The following is a 20365-nucleotide window of genomic DNA, read 5'->3' as shown; positions in this document are numbered from 1 at the left end:
TGATGAATTATGAATTATTTATTTTAATAATTCATAGTTCTTTCCTTTAAAGAAAATTTTTGAGGATCATTTGTAGCCAAAATCGAAGAAAGTATAGTAACGGACAAAAAGCTTAGGATAACAATATACCTCTTGTATAAGTCAAAATTTTTTCAATTGAACCACAGATAAACACCGATGAACACGGATATATGTCGGTGTTTATCTGTACTTTCTTGTAAGAGGGCTATTCTGCTGCCAATTTTTTACATGCTTCGTATTAAACGAAAGTAAATAGAGGGTTTTTGGTGATGAATTACTTTCTGCATCCGGGAACACTAAATCTAGAAGTTCTTAGGATTCAGCAGTATGGTTAGCACCCAAGTCATCATTCCCGGATATCAAGTTAGCGAAGAACTCTACAACGGTTCTAGAACTCTGGTTTATCGTGCTTTTCGAGAGAGTGACCAAAAACCTGTAGTAATTAAACTGTTGAAGAATCCTTATCCTAGTTTCACTGAACTGGTGCAGTTTCGTAATCAGTATACTATTGCTAAAAATCTCAACCTACCTGGAATCATTCAAACTTATAGCTTAGAACCATACCAGAATAGCTCTGCATTGGTGATGGAAGACTTTGGGGGAATTTCCTTAAAGGAATGGTCAGGGAAATGTAAAGATGGGGTGAGTCTGACGGAGTTTTTGAAGATTGCGATCGCTCTGTGCAATACATTAGATTTACTTTATCGCCATCGCATTATTCATAAAGATATTAAGCTTGCTAATATTCTCATTCATCCAGAAACTAAGCAAGTTAAACTTATTGATTTTAGTATTGCATCTTTGCTGCCACGAGAAACTCAAACTCTAATGAGTCCTAATGTATTAGAAGGGACTCTTGGTTATTTATCTCCAGAACAAACAGGACGGATGAATCGCGGGATTGACTACCGCACAGATTTTTATTCTTTGGGTGTAACTTTTTACGAGTTACTGTTAGGAAATTTACCATTTCAATCGAACGATGCAATGGAGTTGGTACATTGTCATATTGCCAAACAACCCACTCCTTTGGAGCAGTTCAAAATTCCCAAATCGATTTCAGATATTGTGATGAAATTGATGGCAAAAAATGCCGAAGACCGTTATCAAAGTGCATTAGGATTGAGATATGATTTAGAAATTTGTTTGCATCAACTCCAGAAAATTGGCAAAATTGGGGATTTCCAAATTGCTCAACGGGATGTGTGCGATCGCTTCCTGATTCCTGAAAAACTTTATGGTAGAGAAACAGAAGTCAAAACTCTGTTAGAAGCATTTAATCACATTACTAATAATCAGACAGAACTCATGCTAGTGGCGGGTTTCTCTGGTATTGGTAAAACCGCGATCGTTAACGAAGTTCATAAACCAATTGTCCGTCAACGCGGCTACTTCATTAAAGGCAAGTTTGACCAATTTAATCGCAATATTCCTTTTTCAGCTTTTGTACAAGCATTTCGTGACTTGATGGGGCAATTGAGTCGTGAAAGCGATGCCCAATTGGTAAGTTGGAAGACTAAAATTTTAGCAGCCCTGGGTAACAACGGCCAAGTTATTATTGAAGTCATTCCCGAACTTGAACAAATTATTAGTAAACAACCTCCTGCACCAGAACTTTCAGGAACAGCGGCACAGAATCGCTTTAATTTGCTATTTCAAAAGTTTATCCAAGTATTTACGACAAAAGAACATCCATTAGTTATTTTTCTGGATGACTTGCAGTGGACAGATTCGGCATCTTTGAAGTTAATGCAATTGTTGATGAGCGAGTCAGAGAGTGGGTATTTATTATTAATTGGAGCTTATCGAAATAATGAAGTTTCTAATACTCATCCTTTGATGTTAACTCTCAAGGAAATTGGCAAAGAAAACACTAATATTAACACAATTACTTTAGCACCACTAAGCACAGTAAGTTTAAATCAACTTGTTGCTGATACTCTTAATTGTTCGCCAGAAATAGCGCAACCGCTGAGCGCTTTGGTGTATCAGAAAACTCAAGGCAATCCATTTTTTAGTACGCAATTTCTCAAAGTGCTGTATGAAGATGGGCTAATTCAGTTTGATTTGGATAATGGAAATTGGCAGTGTGATATTGCAGAGGTGAAGGCATTAGCGCTATCGGATGATGTTGTCGAATTCATGGCATTGCAGTTGCAGAAATTGCCAGAAGTAACACAAAATGTGTTGAAATTAGCGGCGTGCATCGGTAATCAATTTGACTTGGCGACATTAGCAATCGTGTCTCAACAGTCAGAAACCGAAACTGCAACAGCTCTGTGGAAAGCCTTGCAAGAGGGGTTAATCTTGCCTCAAAGTGAAATCTACAAGTTCTATGTAGGGCGAGAAACACAGGATGTAGCTCAAGGTTCACAAGCGGTAACGTATAAGTTTTTGCACGATCGCGTGCAACAAGCTGCGTATTCCCTGATTCCAGAAAAGCAAAAACAATCTACACACCAAAAAATTGGTCAATTACTACTGCAAAATACTCCTCAAGCAGAACTTGAATCCAGTATTTTTGATATCGTCAACCAATTGAATATAGGCATTTCAAATCTTCAAGACTCGTCTCAAAAGGATGAATTAGCCAAGCTAAATTTTATTGCCGGACATAGGGCAAAAGCTACTACAGCATATGAGTCTGCTGATAAATACTTAAACTTAGGCATTGAACTACTGAACCAAAATGCTTGGGAATATCATTATGAATTGATATTGAGTTTACATGAAGAAACCGCAGAGTTAGCCTATTTAACGGGGCGATTTGAACAAGTAGAACAACATATTAGCATAATTAGAGAACATGCTAAATCATTACTTGATCAAGTGAAGGCTTACGAAATTCTGATTCAAGCATATCTTGCACAAAATCAGCTTCAAGAAGCAATTAACACTGCATTAACGGTTTTACAAAAGTTAGGTATTCGGCTACCTAAACAACCGAAAAAAATAGAGACATTATTAGGACTTACCACTACAAAAATAGCTCTAACTGGGAAAAAAACTGTAGATTTGGTAAATCTGCCTCGGATGAGTAATCCCAACCAGTTAGCAGCAATGCGGATTCTCTCTAGTGCTTTATCTGCTGCGTATATCGGGCATCCTGATTTATTGCCGCTAACAGTATTTAAGCAAGTTAATTTATCCGTTAAATATGGCAATACGTCTTTATCAGCATTTACTTATAGCTGGTTTGGGCTAATTCACTGTGGAATTTTGCTGGACATTGAAACAGGTTATCAATTTGGTCAACTGGCTCTCCAGCTTTTAGATATATTCAATGCTAAAGAACAGCAATGTAAGACGCTATTTATGGTTAATTGTTTTATTAACCATTGGCATGGACATGTTAGAGAAACTATTAATCCATTGCTCACAGCCTATCAAAGTGGATTAGAAACTGGGGACGTAGAATATGCATCCTGGGCTATTCTTGTCCGTTCCCTACATTTATATTCAATTGGTGAGGACCTGACAAAAGTTGAGCATGAGACTCACTTGTATGGTGAGGCAGTGAATCAATTTAAGCAAACGAATGCTTTTGTTTACATTAGCATCTATCATCAAGTTGCATTGAACTTATTGGGGCGATCGCTAAACCCTAGTTATCTAATTGGTGATAGCTACAACGAAGATAAACAACCTGCAATTCAAGAGCAGAAGGGCGATGGTACGGGGCTTTTCTTTTCCTATGTCAATCAACTCATTCTGCGTTATTTATTTGGTGACTATGCTGGAGCCATTGAAAAGGCAGAAATGACCGCCAAGTATTTGGAAGCTGGAACGGCGCTACAACCTGTTGTTCATTTTTACTTTTATGATTCTCTATCGCAGCTTGCTATATATTCAGATGCTTCACAACCAGAGCGCAAACAGATTCAAAAGCGAGTTGCAGCTAATCAGAAAAAAATGAAACTATGGGCACATCATGCCCCAATGAATTGTTTGCACAAATTCCATTTAATTGAAGCAGAAAAAGAGCGGATGTGTGGGCAAACTCATCAAGCAATGGAACTATATGATCGAGCCATTAAGGGAGCTAAAGAAAACAGCTATATCCAAGAAGAAGCCTTGGCAAACGAACTAGCTGCCAAATTCTACCTCGACTGGGGCAAAGAAAAGGTAGCTCAATCTTACATGCAAGAAGCCTACTATTGTTATGCTCGTTGGGGAGCTAAAGCCAAAATTGATGACCTAGAAAAACGCTATCCCCAACTTCTTGCTCCCATCTTGCAAGCGCAACAGCATCGCTTTCAACTAGGTGAAACACGCATTTCCACCGTCACCTCATCTTCATTCCTAAATCAAACCATCCAAACCAGCCGCCCAAGCAGTAGCAGTATTTCTGAATCTCTAGATTTAACCACCATCCTTAAAGCCTTACAAGTCCTTTCTAGTGAAATTCAACTAGAACAATTGCTTTGTACCTTAATGCAAGTAGTGATGGAAAATGCTGGGGCAAAAAAGGCTGTCCTACTTGTAATTGAAGACGGTAATCTTATTGTGGAAACTGTAGCCAGCATGAATGAAGGTGTCACCATACTGGCTGTACCTTTGGAATACAGTCAAGCTGTTCCCGCTACAGTTATAAATTATGTTAAACGCAGCTTAAAAACGGTCGTACTAAATGATGCTACAGTACAAAACGATTTTATGGCTGACCCATATTTGATACAAGAACAACCTAAGAGTGTTTTGTGTACGCCGATTGTACATCAGGGAAAATTAATCGGGTTGTTGTATCTAGAAAATCAGTTGACTATTGGCACATTTACGAGCGATCGCACCGAAGTTATCCAACTATTATGCGCTCAAGCTGCTATCTCTTTGGAAAATGCCAAACTCTATCAAACTTTGCAGCAATCAGAACTCCAAGAGCGAGAGAAAGCAATTCAACTTGCCCAATCTTTAACAGATCTTCAGCGAAGTAATGCTATTTTTGTTGCTCAACAAGAAGTTTCCTTTGATGGCATCTTGCTAACTGATGAAAACCGCAATATCAGCGCTTACAATCAACGATTTAGTCGAATTTGGCAAATTCCACAAGCATTACTTCAAACTAGGGACGACAGAAAACTCTTAGGATTTGTCCTTGACCAACTATCACAACCCGAAGATTTTTTGAGAACTGTTGAGTATCTTTATGAACACCCTAGGGAAACAAGTTACCATGAGATTTCCCTCAAAGATGGACGCATTTTAGAGCGTTATTCTGCTCCAGTTTGGTCGGATAGTAATGATTATTATGGTCGGATTTGGTTTTTTAGAGATATTAGCGATCGCAAACAAGCTGAAACAGAAATCCGTCAGAAATCTCAGGAGTTACAACAAACACTGCAAGAACTCCAACAAGCTCAACTACAAATGGTGCAAAATGAAAAAATGGCAACTTTAGGTAATTTAGTTGCAGGGGTAGCACACGAAATTAACAATCCTATTGGATTTCTAAAAGGCAGTCTTAGCAATGCCGAGGAATATATCCAAGATTTATTTGCCCATATACAATTGCTTAAACAACATCATCCCACTCCAGCACCCATAGTCATCGATCATGCAGAAGACATTGACCTAGAATTTCTCTCTGAGGACTTACCAAAACTACTAACTTCAATGCAAGTAGCGACAGAACGGATTACAGACATTAGCACTAGTCTCCGCACTTTTTCTAGAGCTGATACATCTGAAAAAGTTGCTTGCAACCTTCATGAAGGGATTGAAAGTACACTGTTGATTTTGAAGTATCGCCTGAAAGCATCGGACAAACGTCCGGCGATTCAGGTAATTACAGATTATGGTAAATTACCGCTTGTAAAATGCTTTTTAGGACAGTTAAATCAAGTATTTATGAATATTCTTGCCAATGCAATTGATGTATTTGATACAGAAAGTGTTGGACAAACATTTGCCCAATTACAAGCCAACCCTCAGCAAATTATGATTTACACTGAAGTATCTACTAACCAAAATACAGTGGTAATTCGGATCAAAGATAACGGCCCAGGAATGTCAGAGGAGATTAAAGCGCGTATCTTTGACCACTTATTTACTACAAAAGAAGTTGGCAAAGGAACAGGATTAGGATTAGCGATCGCTCGTCAAATTGTGGAAGAAACCCACGGTGGTAAGTTGAGTTGCAATTCTATTCCTGGTGAGGGAACAGAATTTGTCATCGAGATTCAGATGTAGAGACGTTGCAATGCAATGTCTCTACTACTATAGGACGTGAAAATTCGGATTAATGACCAAGGTTAATTAAAGCAGAGAAAATTCTGCCATTGCTTTTGGAAAGTTTTTGTTTTCATGTCCTGAACGGCTAAGTTTAATCAGAGCAAAACGCTGTAAGGGAGTTAAATTTGCCCACTGATGCGGTGTGAGGGTAATACCTATTTCTTGCGATTTTTCTTGAATGCTGGCTGGTATAGTCGTAGAGTCCATCCATGCAGGATGAGACTCGATAGGCAATTTTGCAGGTGGTATGCCTGTGCGTTCTAAAATTAACTGCTGGAGATATTCTTGGTAAGCTCGAATTTCCGTTTCTGTAGTGCAAGGTAATTCGACTAAAGTTTCACGCTCAGTGTGAGCCATGTGGTTCCAATCAGACAATTTTAGCTTGATGCCACAGCTATCTAATTTATAGCGCACCTGCATGGGGATGCAACGCAGGGAGTCAACAAAATCTCTTTCAAATTTAAAGAAAGTTGCCATAATTAATAGTTAAAAATTCTTATATCGTTTCCTAGTCTGCTGAGGTACGAATCTACCTGTGTTTATCTTTGTTCACACTGAAGTTCAGATGCCTGTCTTGAAAAGTTTCCTAGGTTGGGAAACCCGCCTACAGAACTTTTCGCTTCGGCGGGCTACGCCAACGGCGGAAGCCGCCGCTCCGACTTCTCTGTGTGGTTAATTACAACTTCTGTGTACCTCACTTAGTTGAGAACCGCTATAATATTTTTCATCAAGCCTATAGATAACAGCTAAACGCAAACTGACTTCAAAGCTACTCGAAAAATAGCGATCGCTTGATTCTTTGAAATACACATAATTGAGAATTTTAGCTTCTGGCTCCTAATTTATTCTAAATTTTAAATATTCTATTTTAACGGAAATGCCTAGAATTACTGAAACGAATTATTAAATAACTAATTGACAAAGCAAGAATAGCAATTCCTAAACCAATAATATCAATACCTGTGACTTTTTCCAAGTCCAGAATAATAATTTTCCTGGCAATAGCAATCAAAGAAGTTACGATAACTAACTCTACCTGAAAAACGTGTTTTCGCAGATAAGCTGTGATGTTTTCTAAGATTTCTAAAGCAATTAAAATATTCAAAAATAAACCAAATATTTTAAACAATGTTGTGTTAAACTTGGCATATGGAGTTGTAAATAATTCTTGAACAATAAAAACTACTAGATCCGCGATCGCTACCAAAATTACTAACACCATTAAAATCGATAGAACTTTAGAAACTATCACCTCTATGTGTTCGATGATGTGCATAAAGTTCTCATCTTTAGTAACTTCTGCAATTCTCCTAAGCAATTTCTTCATCTGCTGCACCCGGTTTTAAAGTAAAAAAAAGAAAAATCCCATAGATAAATCTAGAGGATTAAAAAAAGTACTTTGCAAGTTTTATATTAAGTTTTTTATTTTTCATAACTCAAGCTCGTACTAGGCAAGCTTCTTTATAATGAGAGTTTTACCTTTCCTAAAATAGTAATGGCTAACAGTCAAGAGTATATAATCAAATAATTTAATAATTACCATTGACTATTGATTATGGATATTTGACTAGATTATTTATTACCAATTTACTATTGAAAGGTATACCTAGCAGCTTACCATTGTGAAGACTGGAGTTGATAATTTTTGACTGTAACTTCTACAGAAATTGGTATTAGCTGCACTGCACAGGCTTTTAATTCTGGTTGCAGTGAATCGGGGCAAGCTTCTGGATGAGTGAGGGCGTTGGCTTCGGCGTCATCTGCCCACAGAGCACCCCAGTGCATGGGGACAAAAACTGTGCCAGGTGCGATCGCCTTTGTCACTTTCGCTAGAAACTTAGCTTTTCCTCGGCGCGATCGCACCTCTACCAACTGATGATCTGCAATACCTAAAACAGCAGCATCACGAGGATGAATTTCTATAAACGGTTCAGGGTGCATTTTGCAAATTTTTTCAATTCGACCGGTGCGCGTCTGGGTGTGCCAGTGTCCGTAAAGCCTTCCATTAGTCAGCACAAAAGGATAACTTGGATCAGGTGGTTCTGCTAGTCCGCGTGAGTAACATGCCGCAAATCGAGCGCGTCCATCAGGGGTATGAAAGCGCAAATCGGTGTAGAGACGCTTACCAGTCTTGCGTCTATAGTACTTCTGTTTCTTTGCAGCTTCCTTGTGTAATAGAGTTTCTTCGTCGTCGTCTTCTTCTGATTCAAAACTGAGAATTCCTGTTTCGGAATCCATAAATATTGGCTCGGCTTTTTCTTCTGGATAAGGCCATTGAGTTTGTCCCTCTGTCTGTAATTGCTCATGACTGATACCCGTCATATCGCAAGGCCTCCCGCGAGTTAGTTGGACAAACTCAGCATAAACTTCAGCCGAGTTAGCAAAGGCAAACTCTCCAGCAAACCCGAGTCTGCGCCCAACTTCTGCGAAAATTTCCCAATCGGCTTTAGCTTCTTTTGGCGGTTGGCGGAATGCTGAACACAAAGTTACCACCCGTTCAGAATTTGTCATCACGCCAGTTTTCTCACCCCATTGTGCAGCGGGTAATAGGACGTGAGCATAAGCGGCGGTTTCTGTGGGGTAATAGGCGTCTTGGTAGATGGTAAAAGGCGATCGCAACAACGCCTTCTTCGTCCGCTCCAAATCTGGCATACTTACAGCTGGATTAGTAGCAGCAATCCACAGTAACCCTACATCGCCAGTTTCCAACCCAGTAATCATGTCCCAAGCAGTCAGACCCGGATTGGGCGAAATCTGTCCTGGCTTGAGTCCCCAAAATTCCTCAACTTCTGCGCGATGCTGAGGATTTTTTACCACCCGATAACCAGGTAATAAATGCGCTAAACCTCCAGCTTCTCGTCCTCCCATCGCGTTCGGCTGACCTGTGAGCGAGAAAGGGCCCGCCCCTGGTTTGCCAATTTGTCCAGTCATTAGGTGCAGGTTAATGATCGTTCTGACCTTAGCCGTCCCTTCTGACGATTGATTCACACCCATTGACCACAAAGACAATACCCGCCCAGATTCACCCCAGTACCGGGCTGCTGTTTCTAAATCTTCAATGCTGATCCCACATTCACGAGCAACTACTTCTGGCGGATAGTGCCGAATCACCTCAGCATAAGCGGGAAAGTTACTAGTGCAGTCGTCCATAAACATCGTATCGATGTAGTTCCAGCGCATCAATAAATGCGCGATCCCATTCAACAAATCGATATCTGTACCAGGACGAATTGCTAAATGTAAGTCTGCGGCTTCTGCGGTTGGTGTGCGGCGAGGATCCACCACAATCATTTTGACTTTGCGATTCTTTTTGTGATACTTTTCTAGCCGATTGAAAACAATGGGGTGACATTCAGCCGTATTAGTGCCAATTAGAAATGCACAATCGGTTAACTCCAAGTCGTCATAACAGCAGGGTGGGCCATCTGAGCCAAAGCTTTGAATATAGCCAGCCACAGCACTAGACATACATAAGCGAGAGTTGGCATCAAAATTATTAGTACCCAGACAGCCTTTCATGAGTTTCTGGGCGATGTAGTAGTCCTCTGTTTGAAATTGACCGGAACCATACATACATAAGGCTTCTGGCCCCTGAGTGAAGCGCACAGTTTGAATGCGCTTGGTGATCATATCAAAAGCTTCATCCCAGCTAACCCGCCGAAACTCCTGATCCAAAGAGTCTCGCACCATTGGGTAATGTAGTCTATTTTTATCTAAAGATTCAGCGATCGTTGCGCCTTTGACGCAAACCATACCCTGACTAGATGGGTGTGTTTTGTCGCCCCGCACCCTCCAAATCGGATTTCCTTGATTATCTCGATTAGTCGCTTTGTTAGGTTGGGCTGGGGGTGAAACTTCTAAACCACAGCCAACACCGCAGTATGGACAAAGGGTTTTGGTAAATTCACTCATGACAGTTATACCGTGTTCGCTGATTTTTTAAATGTTGAAAAGCAAGGTTTCTAGGGGCGCAATTCTAGCGAATTATGTTGTTGTTAACTTAACTGGCGGTAATGAGAAAATATTTAAACTGCTCCTTGCTCAAAACTAATAATTTAAGTTGCTAAAATTTGCCAAATTCTGTTTTTTTAACTTTGAGTAAATACTTACTCTAGTGTTTTTACCTATTTAATATGAGTTAAACCAAAGAAAATGTAATACGTGATACTTTTCATGTTTTATATTTAATAGTTTTTATCTATAAAAATTACAGTAATCATTGATTAAACACCTATTTTTTGGAAAATTTGGAAATTTGCTGCCGTGATAGTTTAGATATTGATTCAATAAGGATTTACAAAAACTTTCCCGTTATAAAAAGGTAAATTTAAACGAATAAAGCCTGTAGGCAGGCTTTGAGATCTTGTAGTCCGCTCCAAGGTTCCGAAAATCTAAAGCTAAATCTTGCTTGCCTTTCTCTCTAGGCGGACTAGATTTGTATAACTGAAACTTCAGTTCGTGAGTACTTTTGCAATTAGCTTATTCTTCTAATAGAACAGTAGAGTTTTTAGTTGCCGTTTCTGGTAATTCACTCTCATCAGCCGCCGCAAATGAGCCTTGAGGTTCTTTGAGGAAGAAGGCACACATAAAAGCACAGATGAAAGCGGCTATAGCCATTGTGGTAAACAGTGTTGGTGCGTCGGTTAAACTGAAAATTGTCAGATAAACCACACCACCAAAATTACCATAAGCCCCAACATTTCCGGCAATTTGTCCAGTGGCTTCTTTTTTAATTAAAGGTACAATGCCGTATGTTGCACCGCAGCCTGCTTGAGCACAGTAAGCGGCAAACATAGTAGCTGCGATCGCTAGCGGAATCGGCCAACTGCTATTAATAAAATGGGTCATCAAATAGCCGATACCAATACCAACACTAATAATTGTCATTGTCCATTTGCGAGAGCCAAACTTATCAGAAATTAAACCGCCGCTGGGACGAGAAATTAAGTTCAAAAAGGGATATGTAGCGGCAATCATCCCAGCTACTACATGCTCTAAACCAAAAGTTTTTTCAAAAAATGCAGGTAACATGGAAACGGCTGCCAACTCGCTACCAAAGTTAGTTACATAAGTGAATTCAAGTAAAGCTACTTGACCAAACTGAAAGCGTTCAGATGCAGCGTAAGTTTTCTTGCCAATTAAAAGTTCTCGATTTACCTGCCAAGCTTTGTAAGTTTGGTAAGCGAATAATGCTGCTAATAGCAACCAAGCCAAATACATTTGGCTTAAAGTCAGGAAGTGAATGTTCTTTTGTTCCAAACGCCAAGCTAATAAACCCAGAGCAAAAATCAAACCAAAGTTGGAGATAATCATTGCCCAGAAGCTTTTGACGCTGGTCACTTCTAAAGAACCATTTTTCTTAGGTTTCTTGTAGACTTTGCCTGGGGGTGTATCTTGGACACTGTTGTAATAAATTACGCCGTAGATGGCTGCAATGATCCCTGTAAGCGCGATCGCAAACCGCCAGTTAGAAGCACCACCAGCCAAAAAGCTAGTAGAAACTGCAAGTATCGGTAAGGCAAACTCTGCCCCAAAAGCACCAAAGTTACCCCAACCGCCATAAATACCTTGGGCAATTCCCATCTCTTTCGGGGGAAACCACTCCGACACCATGCGGATACCAACCACAAACCCAGATCCAACAATTCCCATCAATAAGCGGCTGATGACTAGTTGGTTAAAGTCTTGCGACAGCGCCGTAGCCAAACAAGGAACAGCCGCAAAAATCAGCAGCATTGAATAGGTACGTCTGGGGCCAAAACGATCCAGAAGCATCCCAATGATGATCCGCGCTGGAATAGTCAGGGCAAGATTACAGATAGCCAAAGTTTTAATTTGTTCGGGCGCTAGCTGTAGCTGTTTACCAATCGTTGTTGCAAAAGGAGCAAAGTTAAACCAACAGACAAAGGTGAGAAAGAAGGCAAACCAAGTCTTATGTAATATGCTGTAGCGTCCGCTGAATGAAAATAATTTTTTAAGCATTAAGCCTTCCTAATTGAAGATGAGGTAAGGGGGCAGAGGGGCACAAGGTTAATAAATGCTCCTGACTCTTGACAAATGACCGATGACAAATGACTCCGCCAAGCAGTTACTCGTCAGCGTGAGCAAATCGGCGAAAGAGGAAGTCTAGAGCGTAGTTTCGCAATTCGTAGTACTCAGGGTCTTCCATGATGCGGCGACGATTGCGGGGACGAGAGAAGGGAATATTGAGGATTTCACCGATGTGAGCAGCTGGGCCGTTAGTCATCATCACAACTCTATCGGCGAGGAAAAGCGCTTCATCAATGTCATGAGTAATCATCAGTACGGTGACTTGATGTTCACGCCAGATTTGCAGCAGTTCTTCTTGTAATTCTTCTCTGGTGATGGCATCTAATGCACCAAAGGGTTCATCGAGAATCAAAACTTGGGGACGGATGGAGAGGGCGCGGGCGATCGCAACTCGCTGTTTCATGCCTCCAGAAAGCTGATTTGGTTTCTTGTCAGCCGCTTCTGTAAGTCCCACCATTGCTAAATGTTCTCTGGCGATCGCCCGTTTCTCTGCTTGGGGTTTTTTAGGAAATACTGAATCAATAGCTAGGTAAACGTTATCAAAAACACTCAGCCAAGGCAGCAAACAATAGTTTTGGAATACCATCATCCGGTCGGGGCCTGGTTCGGTGATGGGTTTGTCTTGTAGCAGAACAATACCGTCGGTGGGAGTGTTAAACCCGGAAACCATGTTGAGGAGAGTTGATTTACCACAGCCAGAATGACCAATGATACAAACAAATTCGCCCTCACGCACTTTCAGGTCAACTCCATCCAGTACGGTGTAGGGGCCTTCGGAACTTGGATAAATTTTGCTTACACCTTCAATTACCAAAAAGTTTTCTGCTTTTTTCGTTTGCAGTTGATTGATTTGAGTTTTGCTGTTAATTCCGTTTACTGTTTGCATGATGAATTTATACCAACCAATTTTTAATTACAACTGATGAAAATAGATTTTCAAGAATGAGCTATCGTTCAAAACAAATTTGAGAGTAATGGAGTTCAAAGCCGCATTAATGGAGTTCAAAGCCGCATTAATGGAGTTCAAAGACTCATTAATGGAGTTCAAAGACTCATTAATGGAGTTCAAAGACTCATTAATGGAGTTCAAAGACTCATTAATGGAGTTCAAGGACTCATTAATGGAGTTCAAAGCCGCATTAATGGAGTTCAAAGACTCATTAATGGAGTTCAAAGCCGCATTAATGGAGTTTCCTGCCTTCTCCCTGCTTCCTCAATGACTAAATAAATATTTCCTCAACCCGGATCTGCCGTTTAATTTCCAAGCTTTTGAGATACTCTATTGGCTCTGATGGGTTAAAAACTTTACCATCAAATAAATGAATAGGATCATCCTCTCCGATATCGATTAAGCCGAGTTCGCGTGCAGCAGCACCAAATATGTCTGTACGACAGACTCTTTCAATCACCTCCACCCAGTTTTTCGGGAAGGGTGTTAAGCCCCAACGTGCCATTTGAGTGACCATCCACAAAATTTCAGTGCGGTTGGGATAGTTGGTTTTATTGAGATAAAACTGGTTGTATGCTGTGAAGTCTTGTGGCTCTGTACCGTCGCCGCGATCGTAGGGATCGATGAATCCCGGACGGACGTACACAGGATCTATATCTAAATATTCAGAACGGCAGAGTATTTCTAAAATTTCTTCGCGGTTGCGGAAATCGTCACAATATTTGCAAGCTTCTAACAGTGCTTTGACGAGAGCAAGATAAGTCTCTGGGTACTGCTGCGCCCAATCTTCTCGCACTCCCAAGACTTTTTTCGGCTGTCCTGACCAAATTTCTAAAGCTGTAGCCGCAACAAAGCCTAAGTCTTGATGGACAGCAAGGTAGTTCCAGGGTTCTCCAGCACAGTAACCGTCAATATTTCCGGCTTTGAGTTGAGAAACCATTTCCATTGGTGGAACCACTGTCAAGCTGACATCTCTATCAGGATCTATGCCGCCAGCCGCCAGCCAATAACGCAACATTAGGTTCAGCATTGAAGTAGGATGAACTACACCCAAAGTCAGAATTTGATCGGGAGTAGCGCTAATCGCTGCTTTTAAGTCAGTTAGGTTTCTGACTCCTTGGCTATACAATCTTTTGCTTAAAGTAATGGCGTTAGCATTGCGAGAGATATTTAGGGCATTGATTACAGGAATTGGTTTTTTGCCACCAGCACCCAAAGTTAGGGCTAAGGGCATTCCTGCAAGCATCTGAGCCGCGTCTAATTTACCATTAACAACCCCTTGAGTTATTTCTTCCCAATTACTGGCACGATTGAGGGTGATTTTTTCTAAACCGTACTGGGCAAAGAAGCCTTTTTCTTGAGCAACAATCAAAGGTGCAGCATCAGTTAAAGGTAGAAAGCCGATTTCCAGATTGACTTTTTCTAAGCCGTTGTGGAATGTAGCTACTGGTACTGAAGTCTGCTGTGCTTTGCGTTTCTTGGCCAGCTTTTGCTGGTTGAGGAAATAAATCATTTCATTCCGCAGACTGTAGTAGCTGGGATGTTTGACTACTTCCAGGCGTTGACGCGGACGGGGGATTGGCACTTCGATAATTTGCCCGATATGAGCTTCTGGCCCGTTGGTGAGCATGACAACGCGATCGCTCAACAATAACGCCTCATCCACGTCGTGTGTCACCATCACGCATGTAACGTTGTGTTCGTTACAAATTTTCATCAGTTGTTCTTGCAAGCTACCCCGCGTTAAGGCATCCAACGCCCCAAAAGGTTCATCTAGCAGTAACAACTTGGGACGAGTAGCCAAGGCGCGAGCGATCGCCACCCGTTGTTTCATCCCCCCAGATAACTCTCTCGGACGTTTATTCGCCGCTGGGCGCAGCCCCACCATATCAATATGTTCTTCAATAATGCTTTGGCGTTGACCCTTGGGCTTACCTTTATACACTTCATCAACAGCTAGAGCTACGTTTTCCCGTACTGTTAACCAAGGCAGCAAAGAGTAGTTTTGAAACACAACCATCCGGTCTGGACTGGGATCTTTAATTTCCCGCCCTTCCAAGGTAACGCCGCCAATACTTGCTCGATCTAAACCTGCGATGATGTTGAGCAAGGTAGATTTACCACAACCAGAGTGTCCAATCAGAGAAACAAATTCCCCTTGTTGGATTTTCAACTCAATATTTTTTAGAGCAATATATTTGCCACCAGTTGGGAGATCAAATACACGGTCAACGTGGTCAACTTCAACAAAAGTAGTCATTTTTTAATTCGTAATTCGTAATTCGTAGTTGGGAAATAACCTATTCCCTACTTTTGTTATTCGGATACAACTTTGCTAGCTATAAAGCCAACTAATCTATCTAGGATTAAGCCGACCAAGCCAACATAAATTAAGGCGAGGATAATTTCGCTTAAGTTAGTTTCTGTGGTGGTATTATAGGCATCCCAAATAAATGAACCAATTCCGACACCACCGACTAACATTTCTGCTGCGACAATTGCTAACCAAGATAAACCAATACCAATGCGTAATCCTGTAAATATATAAGGAACAGTGGCAGGAAATACTACTTTAAAGAAATATTTGGCTCCTTTTAAACGCAAAACTCTGGCTACATTTATGTAGTCTTGAGGAATTTGTTGTACACCTACTGTGGTGTTGATCACAATCGGCCAAACAGATGTAATGAAAATCACGAAAATAGCTGAAGGATTAGCCTGTTGAAATGCTGCTAAAGAAATTGGTAGCCATGCCAAAGGTGGTACAGTCCGCAACACTTGGAAAATTGGATCCAGGGCGTTATAAAGTAATTTATTCGCACCAATGAAAATCCCCACTGCAATGCCAACAATTGTTGCTAGAGAAAAGCCTAAACCAACTCTCCCTAAACTACTGAGTATTTGCCAGCCTAAGCCTTTATCACTTTCACCATTATCAAAAAATGGATTAATAATAAAAGGATCCCAAGTTTCGGAAAAGGTTTCTATCGGCCCAGGTAACTTAAAGTTAGGATTTAAACAAAGTAGTTGCCAAATCACTAGAAAAATAGCTAACGCTACCAGTGGCGGCACAATTTTTTGTGAAACTAATTTATTGAAATTCTTACGGTGATTTTTCTTGATAGTGCGACTTCCAAGAATAGCTGCCATTTTCTATTTTCTCCCACTGCCTTTAAGTAGCTAGGCGTAAAAATTCAAGTTTGTAGTAAGGACTTTAGTCCTAATAAACCTTGCTGTGAGCGATTCATCGCTCACTACTAGCTATGATTTTGTTGATGTTTAATTATGCCTAAATCCTTAATTAAACTTTTTTAATTTTCAAACTCTGCAAATATTCTTCTGGTTTTTCTGGGTCAAATTTCACACCATCAAAGAAAGTCTCAATACCACGAGAACTACTCTTAGGGATTTCGGAATCAGGAACAGCAATAGCTTTAGCTGCTTTTTTCCACAAGTCTTCTTTATTCACTTGATTAACTATTTCCTGAACTTTAGTGTCTTTTGGTAAATAGCCCCAGCGAATATCTTCTGTTAAAAACCAAATGTCGTGACTTTTGTAAGGATAAGAGGCATTATCTGCCCAGAACTTCATGCGATTTGGGAAGTTTTGCTGAGTGCGACCATCACCAAAGTCGATATTGCCTTTAGACCTTTCTAAAATATCTGCGGCAGCAACGTTAAAGTATTTACGGTCAGAGCAGATTTTGCACATCTCTTCTTTATTTTCTGAGCGATCGCACCATTGTTGAGCTTCCATAACTGCCATCAACATTGCTTGTGCAGCATTGGGATTTTGATCAACCCAATCTTTCCGCATAGTAAAGGCTTTTTCTGGATGATCTTTCCATAACTCGCCTGTAACTAAAGCTGAATAACCTATTTTTTGGTTTACCAATTGAGCGTTCCAAGGCTCTCCCACGCAGAAAGAATCGATGGTGTTGACTTTCATATTTGCCACCATTTGTGGTGGTGGTACGGGTTCCAAAACCACATCTTGATCTGGATTGATGCCGCCAGCTGCTAGCCAGTAGCGCATCCATAAATCGTGAGTACCACCAGGAAAGGTAACACCAAATTTTAAGGCTTTTTTATTAGCTTTGGCCTGACTTGCAGCTTCTTTCAGCCCTTTGCTTTCTAAATTAACATTGAGTTCTTTAAATCTATTGGCAACAGAGATAGCCTGACCATTGGTATTTAACCTTGCCAAGATATACATTGGCACTTTATCGTTGATGGTCATTAAGTAAGGCATGGGGCTGAGGATATGTGCGCCATCAATACCGCCGCCAGCTGAGCCGATTTTTAAGTTGTCACGAGTCACAGGCCAAGATTTCTGCTTGATCACCTCGACATCAGTCATGCCGTACTTAGCAAAGAAACCCTTTTCTTTAGCAATAATTAAAGGAGCAGCATCAGTTAGAGCAATGAATCCTAGCTTGGCTTTGGTTACTTCTACCTTCGGAGCGTTGGCTACTGTAGAGACGTTGGCGGCGGGAGCAGCAGAGGGCGAGTTACCACCTGTTGAGGCTGTATTGCTGCCAGCAGAACAACCGTGAGCCAAAATAGAAGCGGTAGCCGTAGCACTTGCGGTGAAAATAAATTTTCTTCTTGAAAGATTTGTCATTTGTCCTTTATTTAGTTGTTAACTGTTTAGTTGTGATCTATTGACCAATGAGTTACCAAGGCTTCTTGCTTCGGTTTTGCGCCAAAGTGTTCAATGAGTAAATTTTGCAATACTGGCTGTAAGTCTTCACAGGGTATGCCTTTGATGACACAAGCTCCTAGATGGGCGTCTTTGCCAACTTTGCCACCCATGTAGATATCAACTCCTTCTACAGCTTTGCCATTTTTGCGAACTTTAGTTCCCATCAAGCCGATATCTGCAACTTGAGGCTGTCCGCAGGAGTTAGGACAACCTGTCCAGTGAATTCGCACGTTTGCAGTTAGTATTAACTCTGCTTCTAATGCTTTAATGATTCCTAAAGCACGGTTTTTAGTTTCAATTAGGGCAAAGTTGCAAAATTGTGAGCCTGTGCAAGAAACTAGCGATCGCGTCAGTAAACCAGGATCAATCGAAAATCTTTCTAGCAGCGGCTCTGTCAAAAATGTTGCCAACCGCGAGTCAGGAATATTAGGAATAATGATATTTTGCTCAACGGTGAAGCGAATTTCACCACTACCGTAAACTTCTGCTAGACGCGCGATTTCAAACATATCTTCGGCATACAGCCGACCGACTGGGATATGCAAGCCTACGTAGTTTAATCCTGGTTGTTTTTGTTTATATACCCCAATATGGTCGCGTTTTTCCCAGTCGATTTCGTCTTTTGGCGCTGCGGGTAACAATGGTTTACCCAAACGGTTTTCGACTTCTTGGCGAAACTTTTCTAAACCCCATTCATCAATTAGCCACATCAAGCGGGATTTTTGGCGGTTGGCGCGTAAACCGTGATCCCGATAAACTTCCAAAACGGCTCTACATACTGCTACGACGTCTTCTGGAGACACCCAAGCATTCAGAGGAATCGCCGCCTCACAGCGTTTAGCTGAGAAAAAGCCACCCACCAAGACGTTAAATCCAAATATTGGAGATTGAGAAGATTCTTCCCCAGTCCCTTCTTTAAACGCAGGAACGAAAGCTAAATCGTTGATTTCGGCGTGAACTGAATTGTCTCGCCCACCTGCGATCGCAATGTTAAATTTCCTTGGTAGGTTGGTAAACTCTGGATTGCCTTCACCTTTATTGGTGAGCATATCCTGAATTTGCTGCACCACCTCTCGTGTGTCATACAATTCATCTGCATCCAATCCCGCCACCGGGTCGCCTGTGATATTGCGGATGTTGTCCATCCCTGACTGGACGCTGGTTAAACCAACTGCGTGAAATCTATTAAAAATATCAGGTAAGTCTTCAATCCTGATGCCCCGCAATTGGATATTTTGTCTGGTAGTAATGTCAGCGTTGCCGTCATCTCCGTAACGCTGCACCACTCCTGCTAAAGCACGCATCTGACTGCTGGTGAGAATACCGTTAGGTAAGCGCATCCGCATCATAAACTTGCCCGGAGTCACTGGGCGAAAAAACACACCTACCCACTTGAGTCGGTGATCACGGTCTGTTTCGTCCATTGCTTCCCAGCCTAGGGCAGCAAATTTCTCTATCTCACCTTTGACGGCGAGTCCATCTTTTTCTGCTTTGAATTTCTCAAACTTGTTAAGGCTTGTTGTGGTAGTTGCTGTGTCTGTCATGAGATGAGTTTCGTTGCAAATAACTGATCTGCTGAGAACTTATAGAGTTACTTACCCAATATCAACCAGCCCGTAGTCTCATCAGTTAATGGATCCACGAGGGTTAATGATCAAAAAATTTGATTTAGTTACGGCTGATTATTTGTACTCAAGAGCATTACAACTTGAAACCTAAAATAGGTAAAATCTGTCGCTCTTACATTTTGTAAATTTGTCAAGAAGGTGTGAATACTGTTTATGTAACAATTTCGATACCTCTAAGTTAAGACGGGATTTATGTTAAAATCGTATAAATTGTTACGGTTTTTTAGTAAAATTGCTGAAAGTGTATCATTAGTATGCGTTTTTTGCATAAAGAACAGCTAATAAGCGATGCAAAGCGCTCGCTGAACAGCATTTGGGATTGATGTATGTTAACTAAAACGCAGTCATGAAACGTCGTGATTTCATTTATTGGGTCGGTTTGGGTTCGATAGCGAGTTCTTTACCTGTAGCCCTTGCAGCTTGTTCTTCTCAGACAACTGCTGGAGATTGGCAAACTGTGGGTACATCGGCAGAATTAGATAAAATTGGTCAAATACTCGCTAAAAACTCACCCGTTGGGCCTGTTTTGGTAGTCGGCACATCTAAAACCGAAAATCTGACTGCTGTAAACCCGACTTGTTCTCATGCAGGTTGCACAGTGGCATGGCAAGCTGAGGCAAAAAAATTCACTTGTCCCTGTCATGGTTCGGAATTTGGTGTTGATGGTAAAGTGCAAAGAGGCCCAGCAACAACACCGCTAAAAACTTACGCCGCTAAGATTGAGGGTGATTCAGTTGTAGTTAAGCCAACCTAGACAATTCCAAATTTAAGCAAAGTGTC

13 protein-coding genes are annotated in these 20365 nt (G+C 41.1%); 4 read left to right on the top strand and 9 right to left on the bottom strand.

Features of this window, described 5'->3' with window-relative positions; genetic code table 11:
- Positions 1 to 348: 348 nt before the first annotated feature.
- Entirely contained in the window at positions 349 to 6210 is a 5862-nt protein-coding gene (locus HCR01_RS04610; RefSeq protein WP_193194944.1) for an AAA family ATPase, read from the top strand.
- 66 nt (positions 6211 to 6276) lie between these two features.
- Here HCR01_RS04610 and HCR01_RS04605 read toward each other — a convergent pair whose 3' ends face one another.
- The gene (locus HCR01_RS04605) at positions 6277 to 6729 is read right to left on the bottom strand and encodes a nitrate reductase associated protein (protein ID WP_193194941.1); all 453 of its coding nucleotides are present in this window, start codon (positions 6727 to 6729) and stop codon (positions 6277 to 6279) included.
- A 58-nt stretch (positions 6730 to 6787) separates the two neighbouring features.
- Here HCR01_RS04605 and HCR01_RS04600 point away from each other — a divergent pair, with 58 nt between their 5' ends.
- On the top strand, positions 6788 to 6928 hold the full coding sequence (locus HCR01_RS04600) for a hypothetical protein (protein ID WP_193194939.1): 141 nt from the start codon (positions 6788 to 6790) through the stop codon (positions 6926 to 6928).
- Positions 6929 to 7120: 192 nt separating this feature from the next.
- Here HCR01_RS04600 and HCR01_RS04595 read toward each other — a convergent pair whose 3' ends face one another.
- The 4 genes from HCR01_RS04595 to HCR01_RS04580 all read right to left on the bottom strand — a co-directional run bounded on the left by HCR01_RS04595 (position 7121) and on the right by HCR01_RS04580 (position 13189).
- Positions 7121 to 7579 (bottom strand): phosphate-starvation-inducible PsiE family protein, encoded by a 459-nt coding sequence (locus HCR01_RS04595; RefSeq protein WP_193194937.1) that lies wholly within the window; start codon positions 7577 to 7579, stop codon positions 7121 to 7123.
- A gap of 287 nt (positions 7580 to 7866) precedes the next feature.
- Positions 7867 to 10164 (bottom strand): molybdopterin oxidoreductase family protein, encoded by a 2298-nt coding sequence (locus tag HCR01_RS04590; RefSeq protein ID WP_193194935.1) that lies wholly within the window; start codon positions 10162 to 10164, stop codon positions 7867 to 7869.
- 567 nt (positions 10165 to 10731) lie between these two features.
- On the bottom strand, positions 10732 to 12234 hold the full coding sequence (locus tag HCR01_RS04585; protein WP_193194933.1) for a NarK family nitrate/nitrite MFS transporter: 1503 nt from the start codon (positions 12232 to 12234) through the stop codon (positions 10732 to 10734).
- Between the two features lie 106 nt (positions 12235 to 12340).
- Positions 12341 to 13189 carry a nitrate ABC transporter ATP-binding protein gene (locus tag HCR01_RS04580; protein ID WP_193194931.1) on the bottom strand — a complete coding sequence of 283 codons (849 nt, stop codon included), beginning with the start codon at positions 13187 to 13189 and terminating at the stop codon, positions 12341 to 12343.
- 88 nt (positions 13190 to 13277) lie between these two features.
- On the opposite strand from HCR01_RS04580, the gene HCR01_RS04575 reads away from it, so the two are divergent.
- A complete protein-coding gene (locus tag HCR01_RS04575; RefSeq protein ID WP_226889113.1) occupies positions 13278 to 13523 on the top strand; it encodes a hypothetical protein in 246 nt (81 codons plus the stop codon).
- Here HCR01_RS04575 and HCR01_RS04570 read toward each other — a convergent pair whose 3' ends face one another.
- The 4 genes from HCR01_RS04570 to HCR01_RS04555 all read right to left on the bottom strand — a co-directional run bounded on the left by HCR01_RS04570 (position 13524) and on the right by HCR01_RS04555 (position 19501).
- Complete coding sequence (locus tag HCR01_RS04570) at positions 13524 to 15512, bottom strand: nitrate ABC transporter ATP-binding protein (RefSeq protein WP_193194929.1); 1989 nt, start codon at positions 15510 to 15512, stop codon at positions 13524 to 13526.
- Positions 15513 to 15568: 56 nt separating this feature from the next.
- On the bottom strand, positions 15569 to 16402 hold the full coding sequence (ntrB, locus tag HCR01_RS04565) for a nitrate ABC transporter permease (RefSeq protein WP_193194927.1): 834 nt from the start codon (positions 16400 to 16402) through the stop codon (positions 15569 to 15571).
- Between the two features lie 151 nt (positions 16403 to 16553).
- Positions 16554 to 17876 carry a CmpA/NrtA family ABC transporter substrate-binding protein gene (locus HCR01_RS04560; protein ID WP_193194925.1) on the bottom strand — a complete coding sequence of 441 codons (1323 nt, stop codon included), beginning with the start codon at positions 17874 to 17876 and terminating at the stop codon, positions 16554 to 16556.
- A 26-nt stretch (positions 17877 to 17902) separates the two neighbouring features.
- Positions 17903 to 19501, bottom strand: a complete 1599-nt coding sequence (locus HCR01_RS04555; protein WP_193194923.1) for a ferredoxin--nitrite reductase — start codon at positions 19499 to 19501, stop codon at positions 17903 to 17905.
- A gap of 430 nt (positions 19502 to 19931) precedes the next feature.
- Here HCR01_RS04555 and HCR01_RS04550 point away from each other — a divergent pair, with 430 nt between their 5' ends.
- The gene (locus HCR01_RS04550; RefSeq protein ID WP_193194921.1) at positions 19932 to 20339 is read left to right on the top strand and encodes a ubiquinol-cytochrome c reductase iron-sulfur subunit; all 408 of its coding nucleotides are present in this window, start codon (positions 19932 to 19934) and stop codon (positions 20337 to 20339) included.
- The last annotated feature ends 26 nt before the right edge of the window (positions 20340 to 20365 follow it).

It is taken from the genome of Nostoc sp. MG11 (assembly GCF_014904695.1).
Taxonomy (GTDB): Bacteria; Cyanobacteriota; Cyanobacteriia; order Cyanobacteriales; family Nostocaceae; genus Komarekiella.
This window is presented reverse-complemented; position numbering and strand designations above follow the sequence as displayed.